Genomic DNA, 21,615 nt, shown 5'->3' with positions numbered 1-21,615 from the left:
GTTGGGACCACCGGCTATACTATAGTCCGATGCCCTGATGAGTGAAATTGATGCATCGGGCCGACTCGACAACGATGGCGACCAGGCTGTTGGGTACGGGTGGTTCGATGACCGGAGGCATTTTGGATACAGCGCTGTTGCCCCGCTATTCTCAAGTGAAGCGGATGATCCTGGACCGGATCGAGGCTGGTGATTGGCCGGCAAAATATCGAATTCCTTCTGAGTCCGAGTTGGTGCGAGACCTTGGTGTCAGCCGGATGACCATCAACCGTGCGCTGCGTGAATTGACCCTCGAAGGACGCCTGGTCCGCGTCCAGGGCGTCGGCACTTTCGTCGCCGAAGCGAAGATGCAGTCGCCCCTGATCGAAATCCGCAATATCGCCGAAGAGATCACCGAACGCGGTCATGAGCATATGGCGAAGGTCGTTGCGCTGGAATCCCTGGCGGTGACGCAGGAAATCATCGCCTCGCTCGATCTGCCGCTCGGCGCCGATATTTTCCATTCGGTCCTGGTTCACTATGAGAACGGCATCCCTGTCCAGTTGGAGGATCGCTATGTCGATCCGCAAACGGCCCCGGATTATCTTCACCAGGATTTCACCACCATCACGCCTTTCGTCTATCTCAGCGCCGCTGCGCCGATCTCCGAAGCGGAACATATCATCGAGGCGGTGCTGCCTGCTCCTCGTGAGCGGCGACTGCTGAAAATCGATGGCCACGAGCCTTGCATCCAATTGCAGCGTACGACCTGGTCCGGCAATAGGAAGGTCAGTTGGGCGCGCCTGATCTATCCCGGCAGTCGCTATCGTCTCACCGGCCGTTTCAAGAACAGCTGACATCGCAAATCTCGATAGCCGGTGCCGCCGGTCAGGCAGCACCGATTGTCGCCAGGATTTGAGATAGCCAATCCGGTCCCGCCATTGCCGCATCCACGGCTGCCATATCGGGCGCCAGGAAACGGTCCTGTGAATATGCTGAGATACGCTGTCGCAGGACGGCATAGGCAGCTTCGGTGCCGGCACCGCGCTTCAACCCGGGATAAAACTCCATCGCCTGCGCCGCCAGCAAATATTCAATGGCCAGGATCTTGCGCGTATTGGCGATGACTTGCAGGCATTTCAGCGCGCCGGGCGTCCCCAGGCTGAGATGGTCCTCCTGCTGCGCCGAGGTGATGTAGTTGTCGGTCACCATGGGTTGCGCCAGCAACTTATTTTCTGCTGCCAGCGACGTTGCGACATATTGCGTGATCATCATGCCGGAATTGACACCGCCATTCTGCACCAGAAATGCCGGCAGATCGCTCACTGCTGGATTGATCAACCGGTCCAGGCGCCGTTCCGCCACCGATCCCAATTCCGCGATGGCGATGCTCAGCAAGTCCACTGCCATCGCCAGGCTTTGACCATGGGGATGGGCATTTGATATCACGCGATAATCTTCTTCCGTGCCGATCACTAACGGATTGTCTGTTGCCGAGCCAAGCTCAATCTCGATCTGCCGCCGCACATGATCAATCTGGTCGCGCGTCGCCCCATGAATTTGCGGGATAGAGCGGAGGGATAAGGCATCCTGGGTGCGAACACCACGATGTTTGGCGATGATCTCGCTGCCACTCAAGAGCGCACGAAGCCGCTCCCCCACCCACAACAAGCCAGGATGCGGCTTCAGCGCCAGCACCTGCGGATCGAAAGCGTCAATTTGGCCCTTCAGGGCTTCAAAACTGAGAGCACCCGTGACATCCGCCCAATCCGCGACATGTTCGGCTTCCGCCAAAGCAAGGCAGGCGAGGCCCGTCAGGCACCGCGTGCCATTGACGAGACAAAGGCCGTCCTTCGCCCCCAGCGTGATCGGCTCCAACCCGGCGGCTGCGAGCGCCTCGCTAGCCGACATCTGTCGGCCCCGCATCTGGACGTCTCCGATGCCGATCAAGGCGAGGCCGACATGGGCGCCGTGGGTGATGTAACCGACCGAACCCTGGCCTGGCACAAGCGGTGTGATATCCGCATTCAGCAAAGCAGCCAATTGCGCCGGTACCGCGGGGCTGGCGCCGGATTTGGCATGGCATAGGTCATTCAGCAGCGAGGCCATGATGGCCCGGGTTGCCGAGACGGGAAGCGGCGCGCCGACACCACAAGCATGGCTCAGCAGTGTATTGCGCGATAGCTCTGCCTGCTGGTCCCCTGACAACAGCACGTTGCAGAGCGCGCCCAGGCCGGTGCTGATGCCATAGGCGCGCTCGCCCTTAGCGATGATCCGCTCGACGATCCGCCGGGCATTTGCAAGATTGGCCTGAACCGCTGGACTGATCGCGACTGATGCGCCATTGGCAATAGCTACCAGTTGCCGATAGCTGAGCGCCGCTTCGCCGCGCTCGATGACTGATGTGGAACCGTTGCCGTCTTTGGTGGCTGCAGCGCTCATGCGATCCCCCTTTATAACCTCACCTGCTTGTATATACATGATATTACATGCGAGCAAGGCTACCGCGCCTGCTTGCACCGCCTCGGGCTTAAATGCCAATCTGCGGCCTCTTGATGGTTTTCTCCCGAGTTGGGGATGGAATTTCGCACAGAACGCCTGATTTTGAGACCGCCGGCCGAGGATGACGGGCCGGCAGCATCGTTCATTTTCGGCAAATCCCGATCAGCCACTGGCAGCTCCGCGTCATCGGAACCCACCGCCACTTCCCGCCTCCGGCGCGATATCGACCACTGGCGCAAGCATGGCTTCGGTCGTTGGACCCTTGACCAGAACGGAAAGATCGTTGGATTCGGGGGCTTGACCTACCAGCCCGGCTTCACCGGTCTCAACCTCAGCTACCATTTGCACCCGGAAGTCTGGGGTCAGGGACTGGCAAGCGAATTTGCCGTCTCGGCCGTGGTCATTGGCTTCCGGGATTTGGCCGCAAAGAAGATCATCGGCCTGGTACGGCCGTCCAATCTCGCCTCCCGACAGGTGCTGGAAAAAGCCGGGCTGAGACTGGAGTGCGATTTTCCCTATGGCGGCGCGCCCGGTCTGCTCTACGTCCGCTTTCGCCTGTAATCATCACTTCCGCTTGCCGAAGGCACGCCCGCCTTCTTCCTGACCGAAAAGGCCAGGATCCTCCTTGACTCTTTAATGAAACGCCGTTTCACTAGATGAAACGACGAGGCGAATATGGTCATCCTGAACGAATCCCTCCGACGGGGTCTCGATCTGTTGCGCGCCTTCAGCCGGCTGCGCAATCCGAGCCTGCGGCATCTCGCGGACGCGACCGGCATGGCAAAGCCGACCACGTTGCGCTATCTGCGGACGCTGGAAGAGGAAGGTTATGTAGCACTGGATCCCGAGACCAAGATCTATCGCCTGACACCGCTGGTCTTCGAGCTCGGCCATGCCGCGCTGATCAGCATGGCTTTTCCCAAGCTTGCCGAACCTTATATGGATGCCTTGGCTGACGATCTTGGCGTCACCGTGAACTTGGCGCGGCTCGACAATATCGAGATCGTCATGGTTGGCCGCGCCTTCGCTGCGAAAGATAAATTTACCCCGACACCGATCCGGATCGAGGTCGGGGAACGATTGCCGGCTTTGCTCACCGCGCTGGGCCGGATCCTGCTGGCCGAGGGTGCCGGCGATCTGGACGCGTGCCTTGCCGTCCCCCTCACGCCTGCCACGGAACATACGATCACCAATAAGAAGCAGCTCCGCCAAGCGGTGCGGCGTTCCACCGGCCTAGGCTATGCAATCGTCCAGGATGAACTCGTCAGTGGATGGACATCCTGCGCGATATCGCTCTGCAAAAAAGGCGAAGCGCCTTATGCGATCGGCGCCACGGTCAACTCGGCGCAATGGCCGATCGAGCGCGTGATTGGGGCGCTGATCCCACGCTTGGAAGCGATCCGCGCCCTTCTTATTCCCGACGATAGCCGCTTGATACAAGCGACCGGCAAGGCTGTACGACGAAAGGATCGATGATGAGCGACTACATTCAGCACTATCGCGATGAAGGCTACGCCATCATCCGCAATGTCTTTTCCAGGCAGGAGATCGCCGATATGGCGGCAGCGGCCGAAGAAGTCTACCAGGAAGGTTTGCGCCTGAAGCAGAGTTGGCGGCACAAAAATCTCTACTTCGAAGTGATCGATGACAAGGCCGGCGGCACGATCGTGCGGCAGGTGCAATGGGTTTCCTGGTGCAGCCCTAGGCTCGAAGCGGTGCGGCGCGATAAGCGGATCCTGGAAATTCTTGAACCCATGATCGGCAAAAACCTGAAGCAACTCGGCAACCAGATTCACTGGAAGCGGCCGGGCGCAAAAATGGTCGGTTTCCGCTATCACCAGGACGCACGCTTCCGCACGCCGCCAGAGGCTTTCCGCAAGTTGAACGACTCCTTCGTTCAAACTGGCCTCGCCATCGACCCGCATCGCCTCGATAACGGCGCGCTGAAGATTTTCCCGGGCAGCCATAAACTCGGCTATCTGGGCCTGTCCGAGATCGGCTATCTGATGAAAGGCAATCCCGAGGCCGGGACGCTGGCGGCTGCGGGATTGGACCCGGCCAAAGTTGTCAATGTCCTGATGGAGCCCGGCGATGTCACGCTGTGGCATCCGTTGACGGTGCACGGTTCGGGCGCCAATACCAGTCAGATCGACCGCCGCATCTATATCAACGGCTATGCTACGGCGGAAAATACCGATCGCGGGGAATGGGCTTTCCGGGATGGCATCCCCTGCCCACTCGGCGCCGAGCCGGCGCTTGTACATTATGAGGACCTCTACAAGCGTCCCGAGCCGCATTATGTCGATAACTCATGGGCTCAAGACTAATTTTTCATCATTCGATGATATTTCGCCGATGACTTGCCGCGTAGACATGGGACCTAATAGCGCCTGCCGCTGGAATATGGCGGCGCACGGGTTCAATTTTCCGGGGGAGACGAATGAGCAATCAGCGTGAACATTCATATATCGCCAAACTGAAGCAGCAGTTCACCGAAGGTCGCCTTGACCGTCGCGAGTTTCTGCGGACCGCGACCCTGCTCGGCCTTTCGGCAACGGCAGCCTATGCCTTTGCCGGGCATTTGAGCGGCGATGAGGCCATCAATGCGGCACAGGCGGATGACCTGCCGCAGGGTGGAAAGATCCGCATTGCCATGCGTATCCCCGATAGCAGCTCGCCCCATATCTATTCTTGGGTCGAAAGCAGCAATATCGCGCGGCAGGTGGTGGAATACCTGACCATCACCGGCCAGGATAATGTGACCCGTCCCTGCCTAGCCGAAAGCTGGGAAGCCAGCGACGACTTGAAGACCTGGACCTTCCATCTGCGCAAAGACGTCAAGTGGCATAACGGTCGGGATTTCGTTGCTGATGACGTGATGTGGAATTTGACCCGCGCGCTGGACCCGGCGACCGGTTCCTCCATGGTCGGCCTGGTGAAAAGCTATCTCCTGGAAGACGTCGATACCGGCAAAAAAGACAAGGATGGCAAACCCGTCATGACCACCAAATGGTGGACGGAAAAGGCCATCGAGAAGATCGACGATCATACCATCCGCCTGAATTGCAAAATGCCGCAATTGGCCGTGCCGGAACATATGTTCCATTACCCGATGCTGATTCTCGATCCGGCTGATGGCGGCACGTTCAAGCCGGGCTGCAACGGCACCGGACCTTTTGAGTTGACGGAACTGGTGACCGGCAAGACCGCCAAATACAAGGCGCGCAAGGAAGGTTATTGGGGCAAGCCGGCCAATCTCGACACCTTGGAATTCGTCGATCTCGGCGACAATACGGCAGCCTTGTTCAACGCCCTCGCTTCCGGCGTTGTCGATGGCTGCTACTCCCTGCCGGAAAAAATGATCCGGGCCGTGAAGAAGGTGAACAAGCACACGATCTACGACACGCCGACAGCGCTGACCGCCGTCGCCCGCTTCAAGGTCGCCGAAAAACCCTTCAACGATCCCCGCGTTCGCCAGGCGATGCGCTATGCCATCGATCCGGACAAGGTCCTGGCGGCGGCGCTAAGCGGCGTGGGTGTTACCGGTGCTCATCATCATGTCTGCCAGGTTCACCCCGAATATGCCGATGTTCCGCCGATCAAGCAGGATATCGCCAAGGCCAAGCAATTGCTGGCCGATGCCGGCTATCCCGATGGTTTCGAAACCGAGATTTACTGCAAGCCCGATCCGGACTGGGAACCGATTGGTGTCCAGGTCATGGCGGCGATGTGGAAACAGATCGGCGTCAAAGTGAAGATCAATGTCATGCCGGCAGCCCAGTATTGGGAAGTCTGGACCAAGGTACCCTTCGGCTTTACCACCTGGACCCATCGCCCGCTCGGCACGATGACGCTCGCCCTGGCCTATCGCACGGGCGTGCCCTGGAACGAGAGCGGATATTCCAATCCGGAATTTGATAAGCTGATGGATGAGGCTGAAGGCACGCTGGATGTCGAGAAGCGCCGCGCCATCATGGCCAAGATCGAGAAGCTTCTGCAAGACGACGGCCCGATCGTTCAGCCCGTCTGGCGCAAGGTAACGGCGGCCTATTCGCCAAAAGTCCAGGGCTTCAAGATGCATCCCACCGCTTGCATCTTCGCTTGGGAATTGGCCGTAAAGGCTTAACGCGCCTCTCAGCAGCCAGCACTGAACGGCCGGACCTCACCAGGTCCGGCCGTTTTTCTTTGGAGTGCAGCACAATCTGCCAAAGCAAAAGGCCGGCTCCTAGGAGCCGGCCTTCGCTGTCTTGGACAGATGTGAGGGCTTAGAACAAGCCTTCCACTTCCAACTTGTCGTTGAGGCGGATGTGATTCGCCGACGGGACGCGCGGCAGGCCCGGCATGGTCATGATCTCGCCACAGATCACCACGACGAATTCCGCACCGGCCGAGAGACGGATCTCGCGGACCGGAACCACGTGGTTCGCCGGCGCACCTTTGAGGTTCGGATCTGTGGAGAAGCTGTACTGCGTCTTCGCCATGCAAACCGGATAATGACCGAAACCGGCCTTTTCGAACTCGGCAAAGCGATCGCGCACCGCCTTGTCGGCGATGATGCCCTGAGCGCCGTACAGGTTCTGGGCAATGGTCCGCACCTTGTCCCAGAGCGGCATATCGTCCGGATAGAGTGGCTTGAAGTCGCTGCCCTTGTCCGCCAGCTTCACGACCGTATTGGCGAGCTCTTCGATACCGGCCGAGCCATGGGCCCAGTGGTTGCACTCGATCGCCTCGCTGCCCAGCTCGGCGCAGAGCTGCCGCACCGCCGCCAATTCCGCATCGGTGTCAGCCACGAAGCGGTTGATGGCAACCACCGCCGGCACGCCGAACTTGCCGACATTTTCGATGTGACGGGCCAGATTGGCGCCGCCCTTCTTCACGGCCTCGACATTCTCCTTGCCGAGGTCTTCCTTGGCCACGCCGCCATGCATCTTCAGCGCACGGATGGTGGCAACGATGACGGCCGCAGCCGGCTTCAGCCCCGCCTTGCGGCATTTAATGTCGAAGAACTTCTCGGCGCCTAGATCGGCGCCGAAACCGGCTTCCGTCACCACGTAATCGGCCAGCTTGAGCGCCGTCGTGGTCGCAATCACCGAATTGCAGCCATGGGCGATGTTGGCGAACGGGCCGCCATGGATGAAGGCGGGATTGTTTTCCAGCGTTTGCACCAAGTTCGGCGCCACCGCATCCTTCAGCAGAACGGTCATCGCGCCGTCGGCCTTCAGGTCACGGGCATAGATCGCCTTCTTGTCCCGGGTATAGCCGACGATGATATTGCCGAGACGCTTGGTGAGATCGGCAAGATCGGTCGACAGGCAGAAGATCGCCATGATTTCCGAGGCGACGGTGATATCGAAGCCGTCTTCGCGCGGGAAGCCGTTAGAAACGCCGCCCAGCGAGTTGTTGATCTGACGCAGGGCGCGATCATTCATATCCATCACGCGGCGCCAGGTGATGCGACGGCTGTCGAAACCGAGCTCGTTGCCCCAGTAGATATGGTTGTCGATCAGGGCCGAGAGCAGGTTATGCGCCGTGCCGATCGCATGGAAGTCGCCGGTGAAGTGCAGATTGATGTCTTCCATCGGCACGACCTGAGCATAGCCACCACCGGCCGCGCCGCCCTTCACGCCGAAGCAGGGCCCCAGGCTGGGTTCGCGCAGGCAGATGATCGCCTTCTTGCCGATACGGTTCAGGCCGTCGCCGAGGCCGACCGTGGTGGTGGTCTTGCCTTCGCCCGCCGGAGTTGGGTTGATCGCCGTGACCAGGATCAGCTTGCCGTCCTTCTGGCCCTTCAGCGACTTGATGTAATCCATCGAGATTTTGGCCTTGGTATGACCGAAGGGCAGCAGATGCTCTTCCTGGATACCCAACTTCGCCGCAACCTCACGGATCGGCTTCATTTTTGCTTCGCGGGCGATCTCGATATCGCTCCCGACCTTCTTCGTCATGGCTCTGCTCCCAAGCACTAACTATTAGCTAGACCAATAGAAAACCGTTCCGGCACATTCACGGCCCAATCTCTGCGGCTGGACCAGTATCGCCGACAGGCGGAGATTACGGGCTTTCGGCCCCCAATTTCCGCCTGCTGGCGACGAGTTGCTGTCGTTTTTGCAGCTATCAGCAATCCAGCGTGTTGTGCCGCTCCCAGTCGGTCAGGTGCTTCGTGAAGCTGTTCCATTCCTCGGTTTTCATCCGGCAATAAGCATCCACGAAAGTATCACCGAACTCCGCCCGGATGACCTTGCTCTGGCTCATCAGCCGGATGGCGTCCAGCAAGTTCAGAGGCAGCTTCTTGCCGTTCTTCACGGTATGGCCGTCGGTATACATGTTGATGTCAAGACGCTCGCCCGGATCTCGTTGGTTCGCGATGCCGTCGAGGCCAGCGGACAGGATGCCGGCCTGGAGCAGATAGGGGTTGGCAGCACCGTCCATCAACCGCAACTCGAACCGGCCTGCATCCGGAATACGAACCATATGGGTGCGGTTATTGCCGGTATAGGTGATGGTGTTCGGCGCCCAGGTTGCACCGGAAGTGGTACGCGGCGCGTTGATGCGCTTATAGCTGTTCACCGTCGGATTGAAGATGGCGCACATTTCATCGGCGCAGTTCATGATACCGCCGAGGAATTGATAGGCCAGTTTGGACAGGCCGAGTTCGCCATTCGGATCGCTGAATAGGTTCTTCTTGCCGCTCTCGTCCCACAGGGAAACGTGAGCATGGCAGCCATTGCCTGTCAGGTTCGAGAAAGGCTTCGGCATAAAGGTCGCGCGCAGGCCGTGCTTTTCGGCCAGGGACCGGGTCATGTACTTGAAGAAGACATGGCGGTCGGCAGTCTTCAGCGCCTCATCATATTCCCAGTTCATTTCGAACTGGCCGTTGGCATCTTCGTGGTCGTTCTGATAGGGCTGCCAACCGAGCGACAGCATGCTGTCGCAGATTTCCGTGATCAGATCATAGCGCCGCATCAGCGCCTGCTGGTCATAGCAGGGCTTATCGGCGGTATCGAGACCATCACCCAGAGCTTTGCCATCCTGGCTGATCAGGAAGAACTCGCATTCGACGCCGCTCTTCATCATCCAGCCCTTCTTGCGGGCCTCTTCGATCTTGCGACGGAGCAGGACGCGCGGTGAATTTTCCACCGGCTTGCCGTCCATCCACAGATCGCTCGCGAGCCAGCCCACTTCGGGCTTCCACGGCAATTGAATCAGGCTTTCCGGATCAGGCTTCGCGAACAAGTCCGGATGCGCCGGCGTCATATCCAGCCAGGTCGCAAAGCCGGCAAAGCCGGCGCCGTTCTTTTGCATATCATTGATGGCTTGAGCCGGGACCAGCTTGGATCGCAGATGGCCGAACAGATCGACATAGCTGATCAGGAAATATTTGATTTGGCGCTCTTTCGCCACCTTACCGAGATCGATGCTCATGGTACTCCCCTAACACTTGGCGTCTCCGCCATTTGAATTTCGCAAGCCGGCGGCCTTACTGCCGCCGGCAACCTCCCATACCCTCAGTAGCCGCCGCCCTGCCCTGGGATCCAGCTGGTCCCGGCCAGAGGCACGCCCGCCATGGCAGCAGATTCGACCGTCAAAGCGACCAAATCTTCCGGCTCCAGATTATGCAAATGGCTCTTGCCGCAAGCACGAGCAATGATTTGCGCTTCCATGGTCAGAACGGCAAGGTAATTCGCCAGGCGATGGCCTGCCTTGACCGGATCGAGACGCGCGGCCAATTCCGGATCCTGCGTCGTGATACCGGCCGGGTCGCGGCCTTCATGCCAATCGTCGTAAGCGCCCGCCGTGGTGCCAAGTTTCTTATATTCTTCTTCCCACTTCGGATCGTTGTCGCCAAGTGCGATCAGCGCCGCCGTACCGATGGCAACTGCATCGGCACCGAGGGCCAGTGCCTTCGCCACATCGGCGCCATTGCGGATGCCGCCGGAGACGATCAACTGCACCTTGCGATGCATATCGAGATCCTGCAGCGCCTTCACAGCCGGCCGGATCGCAGCAAGGATCGGGAGGCCGACATGTTCGATGAAGACGTCCTGTGTTGCCGCCGTACCGCCCTGCATACCATCAAGCACCACGACATCGGCACCGGACTTCACCGCCAGGGCAGTATCGTAATATGGGCGGGTCGCGCCGACCTTCACATAGATCGGCTTTTCCCAATTGGTGATCTCGCGCAATTCCTGGATCTTGATCGTGAGATCGTCCGGTCCTGTCCAGTCCGGGTGACGGCAGGCACTGCGCTGGTCAATGCCCTTCGGCAGGTTACGCATCTTGGCGACGCGGTCGGAAATCTTCTGGCCCAGCAGCATGCCGCCGCCGCCCGGCTTGGCGCCCTGGCCGACCACGACCTCGATGGCATCGGCCTTGCGCAGGTCATTCGGATTCATGCCGTAACGTGACGGCAGATATTGATAGACCAGGATCTGCGAGTGACCGCGTTCTTCCGGCGTCATGCCGCCATCGCCCGTCGTCGTGCTGGTACCCATGGCGGTTGCGCCACGGCCCAAAGCTTCCTTCGCCGGTCCCGACAAGGCGCCGAAGCTCATGCCCGCAATGGTGACCGGAATCTTGAGCTCGATCGGCTTCTTCGCGAAACGGGTGCCAAGGACCACATTGGTGCCGCATTTTTCGCGATAGCCTTCGAGCGGATAACGCGAGATTGACGCACCAAGAAACAGCAGGTCGTCGAAATGCGGCACGCGACGCTTGGTACCGGCACCACGGATATCATAGATACCGGTCGCTGCGGCGCGTTGAATCTCCGCGATGGAATGTTGATCGAAAGTCGCCGAGAAGCGCGGCGGTGTATAGAATGGTGTATTGGTCGGAGCGCTCATATCGGACTCTTTCATCAATAGGAAGAAGCGTTGTCGACATGGAAGTTATAGAGCTTCCGGGCAGAGCCGTAGCGCTTGAACTTCTTCGGATCGGCGTCGATGCCGGCCTTCTTCAGCAGACGTTCCAGCTTGGCCAGATGATGCGGCGTCATTTTCTTTTCGACACAATCCGAACCGAGGCTTTCGACCTTCCCCTGAACATAGAGACGAGCTTCATAGATCGAATCACCGAGGCTCGCTCCGGCGTCGCCGCAGACGACCAAGCTTCCGCTCTGCGCCATGAAGCCGCTCATCGCACCGACCGAACCGCCGACCACGATATCGATACCCTTCATGGAAATGCCGCAGCGCGTACCGGCATCGCCTTCGATGACGAGCAAGCCGCCCTGTCCCGTCGCACCGGCGGCGGAACTGGCATTACCCTTCACGCGGACTTCGCCCGACATCATGTTTTCGGCGACACCCATGCCGCACTGGCCGTGAATGACGACGGTCGCTTCCTGGTTCATGCCGGCGCAGTAATAGCCGATATGACCGTCGATATGCACTTCGATCGGTTGGGTCAGGCCCACGGCGCAGGCATGCTCGCCATGAAGGTTGGTCAGCTTCCACAGACGCTCATTGCTGTCGGCGGAAATCGATTGAAGCCGCTGATTGACTTCGCGCAGCGGCGTCTTCGTAAGGTCGATTACGTTCATGGCGTTTACTGCAGGCTCCAGGTGTAAACAGTGGAAGGAGCAGGCTCCCAGATTTTTGCCTTCTCAACATTGGGCAAATAAGCAAGGCTGCGGAATTCCGACGCCATCGCCACCCAGTCGTCATTCTCCGCCATCACCGCAGGTTTGCAGGCGATGCCGTCACGCACGACGGCGAAGCCGTCCTTGGTGCCCATGGTGAAGGTGAAGAAACCGTCGAGGTCTTTCAGACCGGCTTCCAAAGCCTCCTTCAACGTAGCGCCTTCCGACAGACGATAGGCGAAGTAGCGTGCCGCGACTTCGGAATCATTGTCCGTGTCGAATTCCTGGCCGTTCTTGCGCAGCCATTTCCGCAGATTGTTGTGATTGCTGAGCGAACCGTTGTGCACCAGGCACATATCGGCCGCCGGGGTGAAAGGATGCGAGCCTTCGGTGGTCACGGCGCTTTCGGTCGCCATGCGGGTATGGCCGATGGCGTGACTACCTTCCATATTCTTCAGGCCGTAGCGCGTCGCCACTTCGGCCGGCAGGCCGATATCCTTGTAGACTTCCATGAGCTGGCCATAACCCATGATACGGACATCGGGATGCTGAGTCCGAATCCAGGGCAGCACTTTTTCTTCATCGGCCTGCGCCACCAGCAGCGCATGATTGCCCTTCTGCGTGGCTTCGGCCTTGGTGTTGAGCGCCTTGCCGAGATCAGCCGCGAGATTGCGCCAGGGATAGGCGGTATCGGCGTTGAAGAGTGTCAACTTGCAGCGGTCGTCAGCGACCGGGCTGTGATAGACGGCGATGCCTGCGCTGTCCGGGCCACGCTCGGTCATGCCGATCAGCATGGTTTCGAGATGGGCTCCCAGCTTGGAGCGCAGACTGGGGTTCTTCAGAAACAACCCGACAATTCCGCACATGTTGGTTTCCTCGACGATAGTTGGCTTTTGCCGGCCAGATCGGCCTGTCGAAAAGCCTAGTCGAGTCCAACGGCGAATTCAAGTACAGTAAACAAAATTTCCTCTCAGGAAACGCCGATTTTTTCGGTGAGAGGACCAGCGAGGAGATTAGTCAGTGTCGCTCGGGGTGCGGGAATAAGTGATCACCGAGATATACTTGGCAGGCAATTTTCGTAATTCTTCAGGCCCATGGGGTGCGTCTGAATCGAAGAAAAGGCTGTCACCGGGGCCGAGCAGATAGGTCTTATCGCCGTGCCGATAACCGACCTCGCCTTCCAGCATATAGATGAACTCGATGCCGTCATGCTGGAACACCGGGAAGACGTCGGAATCCTGGGTCAGTGTGATGAGGTATGGCTCTACAGCCAGACTGCGGCTCAACGAATGGCCGAGCAGCTGATATTGATGCCCAGCACGGGTACCGCGGCGTTCGATGGTGAGCCCCTGCCCGGCTTTGACGAATGTCGCGTTGCGCTCTTCTTCGAATTTGCGGAACAAGGCCGTGACCGGCACATGCAATGCCCGCGACAATTCCTGCAACGTCGCCAGCGAGGGAGACGTCTGGCCGTTCTCGATCTTCGACAGCATGCCGGCGGAGAGATTGGCGGCGGCAGCCAGTTCCGCCACCGTCATATTGAGCTGGCGGCGAAATTCGCGCACTTCATGGCCAATGGATTTCTCCAAGCCGCCGTCACGATTGGCTGCTTTATGCGGGTCCTGGAATTCCAAGACCGGCGCAGCCTCCGTTTCTACTTCTTCTCGTGTCACCTTTTTGCTGGCCTGATCCGAATCCTGCGTTTTTGTTGGTGTTTTCTTCGTTGCCTGTCGGGCCAAATCAAAAACTCCCTAAAACCGGCATCGGCTGCCGTGACCGTAACCGCGCTCAGTCCGTTATAGGGAAAATACGCCCTTCCAAGCGATTCAGCAAATCGCCACGATTCGCCACATCCGCAGCTATTACGCGCGCGCTATTGTGGTCGTCGATCGTCGCGCGGCCGGCAACCGAAATTATGTCGGTACGCTTTCGCGAAATGCGACAGCGCCACGAAACCACAAGCGACAGCGACTTCCGCCACGGACAAGCTGGTTTGGCGCAGCATGCGGCGGGCACGCTCCAGGCGCAGACGCATATGATAGCGTGCCGGCGTACAACCCAGATGCCGCTTGCAGAGCCGCTCCAACTGCCGCTGGGAAACACCGACCTGGCTGGCCAAATGATGCGGCGGCACCGGTTCCTCGACTGTCTGCTCCATCAGCTCGATCGCCCGGAGCACCACTGGATTGGCCACACCCATGCGGTGACGCATATTGCGCTGGTCATCGGCCGGTGCGCGAATGGCGCCATGCAGGAACTGCTCGGCAATCGACCGCGCCAGCTCCGGCCCGTGATGATTGCGGATGGTCTGCAACATGAGATCGAGCGCCGAGGTCGCTCCGGCGCAAGTCACGACACCATCGTCGATGACGAAAAGATCGTGGCAGAGTTCGTGTTCGGGGAAGGCTTCCTGAAAGGAATCCAGATAGTCCCAATGAACCGTGCAGCGGCGACCTTGAAGCAATCCAGCTCGGGCCAGAATAAAGCTGCCCGTACTGACCGCACCCACGGCCACACCGTGACGGCGCAACCGACGGAGCACCGCCTCCACCTCCAGGTCGCGATATTGTTCGCCCTGAGTGCCGGCACAGATGATCAGCATGTCCAGGTTGTCGAGGCGAATTTCGGTCAGCGGCTGCGTTTGCAACCCGATACCACTATTCGACAACACTTCCCCGCCCTGAGAGGAGAACAAGGTCCAGTCATAAAGTGTCTTGCCGGACATCCGGTTGGCGCCCCGTGCCGGCTCGATCACCGATGCAAAGGACATCAGGGCGAAACCCGGTACCAGGAACAGGCCGACATGGAAGGCCGGAGCGCCGGTTGGGCGGGCCGCGAGAAAATCACTGCGTCGATCGGCTGCGACAGTCTCTGACTGTTTCAGCGGTAAATCCCGGCGTGTTTCCTGACGCCGAACATCTAACACCAACATGGCCCGGCCCTCCCGAAATTTTCCTAGGTACTATCCTTCCAATCGGCGCAGCGCGTTCAAGCCGACTGGGCCGCCGTTAAACTCCTTCATTGCATCCTGAACCGCCGGCCAGAGGTAATCGGCCGAGGCTATATCCGCCAGCAGGTGATAGGCCGGCGTTGTTCCAAGATCGGTGCGGACAATGATGCCGCTCATCTTGGCAATCGACGTCTGGGCAATTTGACCGACCGCGAACTTATGCAGCCGGAAATCGATGCCGCAGATCTTAGCGAACATATCGGGTGCATGCTGCCCCGTAACCATGAACCAAGCATGGCTGTCCTGACGGGGTGTCGGATAGCCGATCGGCTTCCGCGGCTTTTCGCTGCCCCAGGTCCAACTCTGGTTCAAACGCTGGATAAGCTGACCGGAGCCAGCCAGGCTATCGATCAGGAAGATTTCCGTCGGCGCCAGGCGAGCTGCCCATTCGCCGCCAGGCTGGCGGTAGGCGACATTGCTTTCCTGGCCGATGGTCAATCCCTGCGTTTGCAGCCACTCCACCGTCCCGGTTCCTTTGAAACCGGTTCTCGGCAGAACCGACAGATCGGCAATGCCCATGGTCTTGGCGCGATTGAGTTCGACATCTTCATTGCTGCCGTAGCGGATGGCGACGGCGCCGCCATTCACTTCGGCAAATTCAGCGCCGGCCTGCTGCAACTGCCGATAAAGGAAGCTACGGCGTTGCAGGCCATTGGGAACGGTCTTCGGCAAAGCGGTCATCGCTTACATCTCCTGCCGCTTGTTCTCGGGGTCGAAGAAGGGAATCGGCACCACCGTCCCCTGAATGATGCGGCCGCCATGGACCTTGATATCGAAGGTGCTGCCGGGCTGTGCATCGTCCGGATGCACATAGGCCAGGCCCACAACCTTCTTCAGGCTCGGCGAATGCGCGGCCGAGGTGACACGACCGACGATGGTCGATCCCTTCAGCACCAGATGGCATTCTTCCGGACACGGATCATCGGCATTCTTCAAAGTGAAGCCGACCAGCTTGCGCGTCAGGCCATTCTTCAGCTGAATTTCGGTTGAACGACCCCCGACATAGAAGGGCTTGCTCTTGGCAACTGCCCAGGGCATGTCGGCTTCATAAGCATTGGTCAGGCCGTCGGTATCCTGGCTGATAATGATATGCCCCTTCTCCAGACGCAGCACACGCTGTGCTTCGACCCCGAAGGGACGAATGCCATTCAAGCCGCCAGCGGCCATAAGCGCATCCCACAGGGCTTCGCCATAGCTCGCAGGGACGTGGATTTCATAGCCGAGTTCGCCGACGAAGCCGACGCGCATCAGCCTGGCCGGAATGCCGGCCACCGTGCCCATCCGCACGCCGAGATAAGGGAAGCCCTCCGGCGACAGATCGATGTCATGGCAGACCCGTGCCAGGACTTCGCGCGACTTCGGCCCGGCGATATTCACGCCTGCATAGGCCGCTGTGACATTGGCGACATCGACATCGAGCCGCCATTGCGCGTTCCATTGCAGCATCTGACGGTAGACCGCATCGACACCGCTGGTGGTCGCCGTGACGTAGAAGTGCTCGTCGTGGAACCGGCAGGCCACGCCGTCATCGGTGATGACACCGGTCTGATCGGTCATCAGCAGATAACGCGAGCGGCCGACCTGAAGCTTCGTATAGGTGAAGGTATACATCCGGTTCAGGAATTCGGCGGCATCCGGACCACGGACATCCAACCCGCCAAGGGTCGAGACATCGATCAGGCCGACATTGTTGCGGACGTTGTTCACCTCGTCACGGATGATCTGGTCGCGATCCGCTTTGGCGCCATAATAAGCGGGACGCCACCACAGACCGGCCGGCATCATCTGGGCACCCAGCTCGAGATGCCGGTGATGCATGGCGGTACGGCGTTCCGGATCGAAAATCCGGCCGGCAAGGTGGCCGAATTTTTCCGGCGTATAAGGCGGCCGCTGGGTGGTCACGCTCATATTGCGCAGATCCATCCCGGTTTCCCGCGAGACAATGCGGACAGCAGCCACAGCCGAATGCTTGCCCTGGCTGGGGCCCATGCCAACGGTGGAATAGCGCTTCAGCAATTCGACGCTGTCATAACCATCGTGGATGCCGTTGATGAGATCCTCGATCTTCAGGTCTTCGTCGAAATCGACGAATTCCATGCCCTTGGGATGGGGGAAGATCGGCCAGGGATGCGTCTGGTTCTCGGCGCCGCGATCCACCGGCTGGGACGGCTCGCCGCCCCGCTCGAATCCGGCATCCTTGGCAGCCGACCAACCGGCATAGCGACCATCCGCGATGACTGCGGACAGGTCGAAGGTATTATTCACCGAGCCGGCGGCAAAGACATGGGCCGGCACGGATTCCGGCTTGAACATATGCGAGCGCGTATCATAGCCAAATTTCGTTCCGGCATGATGCAGCAGATGGCCGGCCGGGCTGTACCCGACCGACATCAAAACCGTGTCGCAAGCATATTCGGCAGTGGTCTTGCCGAGCTCTCCTTCGCCGGTGATCGGTGCAACCGAGACGCCGCTCACATGCTTCTTCTGGCCGATATACATGGCCTCGGCGATGGCATGACCGGTGCGAATTTCGATGCCAGCCCGTTGCACCGCCTTGGTCAATGCATCTTGCGGCGGCGTAAGCCGGAGATCGATAACCGCAGCGACCTCGATGCCGGCTTCGAGCAGATCGAGCGCCTGGCCGTAACCGTCGCGGTTCGCCGTCAGGATGGCGGCCCGCTTGCCGGGACGAACGCCATAGAGGTGAATCAAGCGCTGTGCAGCCGAGCCCATCATGATGCCGGGCAGATCGTTGTTGCGGAACACCGCCGGCTGCTCGATCGAGCCCGTTGCGATGACCACGGCCTTGGCACGCAATTTGTGGAAGCGATTGCCCTGAATGACCGGCAACCAATTATCGGCAAACCAGCCAGAGCAGATGGCACTCGTCATGACGGTGATATTCGGCTGCAGCCGGACCCGGCTCGCCAATTCACCGCTGGTGCGGCTGCCGCCATCACCGGTTTCGTCGAAACGGGCGTAATTGAGACTGCCGCCGAGCTGCGAGCTCTCCTCGATCAGGATCACCTCGGCGCCGGTTTCGGCTGCCTGCAAAGCCGCGGCCAAGCCGGCGGGTCCGCCGCCGATCACAGCGACATCGGCGAAGAGATACTTCTTGTCATAATAGCTGTGATGAAAATCGGCCTTGAGGTCGATCTTGCCGAGGCCGGCCATGGCCCGGACGATCGGCTCCCAGAAGCGCCAGGAATCCCGCTTCTCGTGGAAGGTCTTGTAGTAGAACCCGACCGGCAGGAACTTCTGGACCAGTTCCACCATGCGGCCGCGATCGGCGTCCAAGGTGCCGATATAATTTTGGCCTTGAACCGCCATATCCTGTTCGATCGCGCGCTTATCGGCCAGGCAATTCGGCTCGTCGCCGATCTGCACCAGCGTATTGGCGTCCTGACCGATCATGGTCAGCACGCTGCGGGGACGATGATACTTGAACGACCGGGAAATCATCCAGGCGTCATTTGCCGCCAGGGCGCTGGCGATGGTATCGCCGGCATAGCCGGTGAAGCTGTGACCTTCGAAGGTGAAGGAGACCTGTTTGCTGCGATCAATCAGCAAGCCACGCGGCGCGGGCAGACGGTTGATCCCCCCCACTTGATTGGACGCCGTCATTTCTTGTCCTCACTCTGCTTGGCAAATTCGACGCGCTTATTGAAGATTTCACCGGCCGGATAGGTACGGACGATCTCATCCGTCACGGTATTGCGTTCGGCGATGAACCAATACGAGGTCGGGACATGGCACCACCATTCGCGCACCACACCGGCCGTATTGTTTTCCAGGAAGCAATATTCGCCCCATTCCAGGTCGCTGACCGAATTGGGATCCGGCATGATGCTGACTTCGCCACCCCAGACGAATTCGCTGACATTGCGCGGCCCGTTCAGCGGGCAATTCATGATTTTCATAACCGCCCTCCCCTCAATGGCCGACCGAAGCCGCGCCCTTTTCGCCGACCTGGGCGAAATTGGCGAAGCGTTCCAAGTTGAACGGTTTGATCAGGTCATGCGGCTCGCCGGTTGCGATGGTATGGGCCATCGTCAGGCCGCAGACCGGTGTCGCCTTGAAGCCCCAAGTACCCCAACCGCTGTCGATGTAGTAGTTCTCGACCGGGGTCTTGCCCATGATCGGACTGAAATCGGGGGTCATATCGGCCATGCCCGCCCATTGCCGCAGGACCTTCAATTCGCCCAGCATCGGCAGCAGCTCCAGCATGTGCCCCAGCAGGCCTTCCTTGAAGTCCAGGGTCGAGCGCGTCGAATAGAGCGAATAGGGATCGGTCGAACCACCCATCACCAATTCGCCGCGCGAGGATTGCGAAACATAGACGTGCAAGCTGCCCGAGACGATGATCTGGTCGAGGAAGGGCTTCACCGGCACGGAAACGCAGGCCTGCAGCGGAATGGTGCGGATCGGCAGTCGGAAGCCGGCCATCTTGGCAATCAACGAGGAAGACCCCGCCGTCGCCTGCATGACCTTATTGGCGTAGACCGTGCCGCGGGTCGTTTGCACGCCCTTGACCACGCCGTTCTCAGCGATAATGCCGGTCACGGCCGTCTGCTGATGGATTTCGACACCGGCCTCGGCGGCGCCACGCGCATAGCCCCAGGCGACGGCGTCGTGCCGGGCGATCGATCCGGGCGGATGATAAAGTGCGCCCAGAATCGGATAGCGAACCTTGTCGGACAGATTGAGCGACGGGCAGAGCTTGGCGATATCTTCCGGATAGATCAGTTCGGAATTGACGCCGAGTTGCTTATTCACTTCGGCGCGCCAACGGCTGGTCCGCATCGCTGCATCGGTATGCGCAAGCGTGAAATGGCCGCGTTCCGAATACAGGATGTTGTAGTCGAATTCCTGGCTCAGCTCCTGATAAAGCTGGACCGACTTGTCGTAGAACGCGACGCCTTCCGGCGTCAGGTAATTCGAGCGGACGATCGCTGTATTTCGCGCAGTATTACCGCCGGCAAGATAGCCCTTTTCCAGGACGCAGACATTGGTGATGCCGTGATAGCGGGCCAAGTAATAGGCGCAGGCAAGGCCGTGGCCGCCGCCGCCGATAATGACCACGTCATAGGTCGGTTTCAGGTCCTTCGGCGCGGGAAAATGGCGCCGGGCCGGATATTTTTTTGAGAACCCGTACCTAAACAGGCCGGATGGGACGAAGGCTGGCAACATGATCAGATCACCGCTCCTGACTCGGGTACATGGAGGCTAGCGCAATGTTTCCTGCGGTTCAACGAATTTTCCCCTGCATAAAATAATACCTTATAATCGGCATCGGTTTTGTCGATTCCGATACAGGATAGGTGACAGGGGCCCTGCAACCTTCAATTTTTCGCCAGCTTTTTACAACGCGACGACGAAAGCTCAGAATGCGGTGAAACCCCAGAAAGGGTGAACCGGCCGGGCAAGCGCGAAGGGAGACGGCATGAGCAGCGACAATGTTGTCCTGATTGGCGAAGCCGCCGAGGAACTGCGTGACGAATTCCTGCATTGGCAGTGCCGCCTGCGCCAGATGGCAATGCGCGAACAGGCGGGCCGGCCGAGCCGCGGCATGCGCCCCAAGGTCGAAACCAAGCAGGGCGAGGAGCTGTCGCCGGGTATCGTGGTGCTGATCCATAAGACGGATAGCGAGGACAGCACGGCCCTGTTCCGACATCAGGTCCTGAAGACCCAGGATCCGGTCGAAAGATGGGAAAAAGCCGTCGATCATCTGGCAGCCGCCTATTTCCAGCGGCATCGCGAGTTCAGCGATACCTTGACCGCTTTGTTCGGTCCTGGACATGGCCTGCCTGATCATCTGCTCAATCACCGTCATGTCGTCCTGGAATTCTATGAATTCAGCCGCCGGTATCGCCTGCCCTGTACAGTCGCCGAACTGGCTGAAAGCGATGCGGTTTTTCAGCACACCTACTGGCACAACCGGCTGTTCAATCCCAATTTGCCGGCCGGCGTTCGCATTCTTGCCTTTCAACCCGACTGGTCCCATGCCTCGGTCATCAACGAGGAAGAAGAGGAATAGATAGCCCTCGCCCGCCGGCGATTGCGCCGGTGGCCTTTCTTCCCTCACCGATGAAAAAAGTCCCCGCGCCGGATCATCCGGCAACGGGGACGGCCTCGAGCTGCTTAGAACTTCCGATAGGCCTTATTCAGGTCGACCATCGGATGTTTCTTGGACATCTGGAATTTGATCAGCAATTCGCGGGCGATCATATCCCGGTCCTGCTGATTGTCCGGCAACTTGATGTTGGGCGGCACGGTCACCCAGCCATTGATGTTGCGGTCGAAGACGGCAGCTCGGCCTTCCTCGTAGCCCATATGAACATCTTCCAGCCAGTTGAGATCGTCCCAGCCCATCGTCTCCATATATTTTTTCAGGAACGGCGTGATGCGCGTGTAGTCGGGTACCAGATTCACATCGTAGCGATAGCCGATATGCTGTCCGATTTCCTTTTCCCGTGCCGTATCAAGACCGGATCCCTTGAGGAACTTGTCGACGTCTTCGCTTTTTTCAGCCATGTCACGC

19 protein-coding genes are annotated in these 21,615 nt (G+C 59.2%); 6 read left to right on the top strand and 13 right to left on the bottom strand.

What is annotated here, in order from left to right:
- Window positions 1–107: 107 nt before the first annotated feature.
- Window positions 108–836: a histidine utilization repressor gene (gene hutC, locus SMD27_RS09010; RefSeq protein ID WP_320508038.1), complete on the top strand. Its 729-nt coding sequence runs from the start codon at window positions 108–110 to the stop codon at window positions 834–836.
- A 31-nt stretch (window positions 837–867) separates the two neighbouring features.
- Here hutC and SMD27_RS09005 read toward each other — a convergent pair whose 3' ends face one another.
- Entirely contained in the window at window positions 868–2,421 is a 1,554-nt protein-coding gene (locus SMD27_RS09005; protein ID WP_320508037.1) for an HAL/PAL/TAL family ammonia-lyase, read from the bottom strand.
- Window positions 2,422–2,556: 135 nt separating this feature from the next.
- Between SMD27_RS09005 and SMD27_RS09000 the strand changes: the two genes are divergently transcribed.
- From SMD27_RS09000 to SMD27_RS08985, 4 genes are all read left to right on the top strand, one after another.
- Window positions 2,557–3,042 carry a GNAT family N-acetyltransferase gene (locus SMD27_RS09000; RefSeq protein ID WP_320508036.1) on the top strand — a complete coding sequence of 162 codons (486 nt, stop codon included), beginning with the start codon at window positions 2,557–2,559 and terminating at the stop codon, window positions 3,040–3,042.
- A gap of 114 nt (window positions 3,043–3,156) precedes the next feature.
- Entirely contained in the window at window positions 3,157–3,957 is an 801-nt protein-coding gene (locus SMD27_RS08995) for an IclR family transcriptional regulator (RefSeq protein ID WP_320508035.1), read from the top strand.
- Window positions 3,954–4,808, top strand: a complete 855-nt coding sequence (locus SMD27_RS08990) for a phytanoyl-CoA dioxygenase family protein (protein ID WP_320508034.1) — start codon at window positions 3,954–3,956, stop codon at window positions 4,806–4,808. Before SMD27_RS08995 ends, SMD27_RS08990 begins: the two co-directional genes overlap by 4 nt.
- Before the next feature lie 113 nt (window positions 4,809–4,921).
- Complete coding sequence (locus tag SMD27_RS08985; RefSeq protein WP_320508033.1) at window positions 4,922–6,607, top strand: ABC transporter substrate-binding protein; 1,686 nt, start codon at window positions 4,922–4,924, stop codon at window positions 6,605–6,607.
- Window positions 6,608–6,746: 139 nt separating this feature from the next.
- Here SMD27_RS08985 and SMD27_RS08980 read toward each other — a convergent pair whose 3' ends face one another.
- The 11 genes from SMD27_RS08980 to SMD27_RS08930 all read right to left on the bottom strand — a co-directional run bounded on the left by SMD27_RS08980 (window position 6,747) and on the right by SMD27_RS08930 (window position 20,264).
- Window positions 6,747–8,426, bottom strand: coding sequence for a formate--tetrahydrofolate ligase (locus tag SMD27_RS08980; RefSeq protein WP_320508032.1), 1,680 nt, complete (start codon window positions 8,424–8,426; stop codon window positions 6,747–6,749).
- A 169-nt stretch (window positions 8,427–8,595) separates the two neighbouring features.
- Complete coding sequence (gene glnT, locus SMD27_RS08975) at window positions 8,596–9,903, bottom strand: type III glutamate--ammonia ligase (protein ID WP_320508031.1); 1,308 nt, start codon at window positions 9,901–9,903, stop codon at window positions 8,596–8,598.
- An 83-nt stretch (window positions 9,904–9,986) separates the two neighbouring features.
- Window positions 9,987–11,327 carry an FMN-binding glutamate synthase family protein gene (locus SMD27_RS08970; RefSeq protein WP_320508030.1) on the bottom strand — a complete coding sequence of 447 codons (1,341 nt, stop codon included), beginning with the start codon at window positions 11,325–11,327 and terminating at the stop codon, window positions 9,987–9,989.
- Window positions 11,328–11,341: 14 nt separating this feature from the next.
- A complete protein-coding gene (locus tag SMD27_RS08965; protein WP_320508029.1) occupies window positions 11,342–12,025 on the bottom strand; it encodes a protein glxC in 684 nt (227 codons plus the stop codon).
- Between the two features lie 5 nt (window positions 12,026–12,030).
- Complete coding sequence (locus SMD27_RS08960) at window positions 12,031–12,930, bottom strand: class II glutamine amidotransferase (RefSeq protein WP_320508028.1); 900 nt, start codon at window positions 12,928–12,930, stop codon at window positions 12,031–12,033.
- A 147-nt stretch (window positions 12,931–13,077) separates the two neighbouring features.
- Entirely contained in the window at window positions 13,078–13,737 is a 660-nt protein-coding gene (locus SMD27_RS08955) for a helix-turn-helix domain-containing protein (RefSeq protein ID WP_320508027.1), read from the bottom strand.
- Window positions 13,738–13,937: 200 nt separating this feature from the next.
- Window positions 13,938–14,996 carry a GlxA family transcriptional regulator gene (locus SMD27_RS08950; RefSeq protein ID WP_320508026.1) on the bottom strand — a complete coding sequence of 353 codons (1,059 nt, stop codon included), beginning with the start codon at window positions 14,994–14,996 and terminating at the stop codon, window positions 13,938–13,940.
- Between the two features lie 30 nt (window positions 14,997–15,026).
- Window positions 15,027–15,755: a hypothetical protein gene (locus tag SMD27_RS08945; RefSeq protein WP_320508025.1), complete on the bottom strand. Its 729-nt coding sequence runs from the start codon at window positions 15,753–15,755 to the stop codon at window positions 15,027–15,029.
- Window positions 15,756–15,758: 3 nt separating this feature from the next.
- Window positions 15,759–18,698 (bottom strand): 2Fe-2S iron-sulfur cluster-binding protein, encoded by a 2,940-nt coding sequence (locus SMD27_RS08940; protein ID WP_320508024.1) that lies wholly within the window; start codon window positions 18,696–18,698, stop codon window positions 15,759–15,761.
- On the bottom strand, window positions 18,695–18,994 hold the full coding sequence (locus SMD27_RS08935; protein ID WP_320508023.1) for a sarcosine oxidase subunit delta: 300 nt from the start codon (window positions 18,992–18,994) through the stop codon (window positions 18,695–18,697). The genes SMD27_RS08940 and SMD27_RS08935 overlap by 4 nt, the downstream gene beginning before the upstream one ends.
- 13 nt (window positions 18,995–19,007) lie before the next feature.
- Window positions 19,008–20,264: an FAD-dependent oxidoreductase gene (locus tag SMD27_RS08930; protein WP_320508022.1), complete on the bottom strand. Its 1,257-nt coding sequence runs from the start codon at window positions 20,262–20,264 to the stop codon at window positions 19,008–19,010.
- Window positions 20,265–20,517: 253 nt separating this feature from the next.
- Here SMD27_RS08930 and SMD27_RS08925 point away from each other — a divergent pair, with 253 nt between their 5' ends.
- Complete coding sequence (locus SMD27_RS08925) at window positions 20,518–21,111, top strand: hypothetical protein (protein ID WP_320508021.1); 594 nt, start codon at window positions 20,518–20,520, stop codon at window positions 21,109–21,111.
- A gap of 104 nt (window positions 21,112–21,215) precedes the next feature.
- Here SMD27_RS08925 and SMD27_RS08920 read toward each other — a convergent pair whose 3' ends face one another.
- Entirely contained in the window at window positions 21,216–21,608 is a 393-nt protein-coding gene (locus tag SMD27_RS08920; RefSeq protein WP_320508020.1) for a hypothetical protein, read from the bottom strand.
- Window positions 21,609–21,615 lie beyond the last annotated feature (7 nt).

This window comes from Dongia soli, from assembly GCF_034044715.1.
Classification (GTDB): domain Bacteria; phylum Pseudomonadota; class Alphaproteobacteria; order Dongiales; family Dongiaceae; genus Dongia_B; species Dongia_B soli.
The sequence above is the reverse complement of the archived record's forward strand: the minus strand, read 5'-3'. Positions and strand labels throughout refer to the sequence as shown.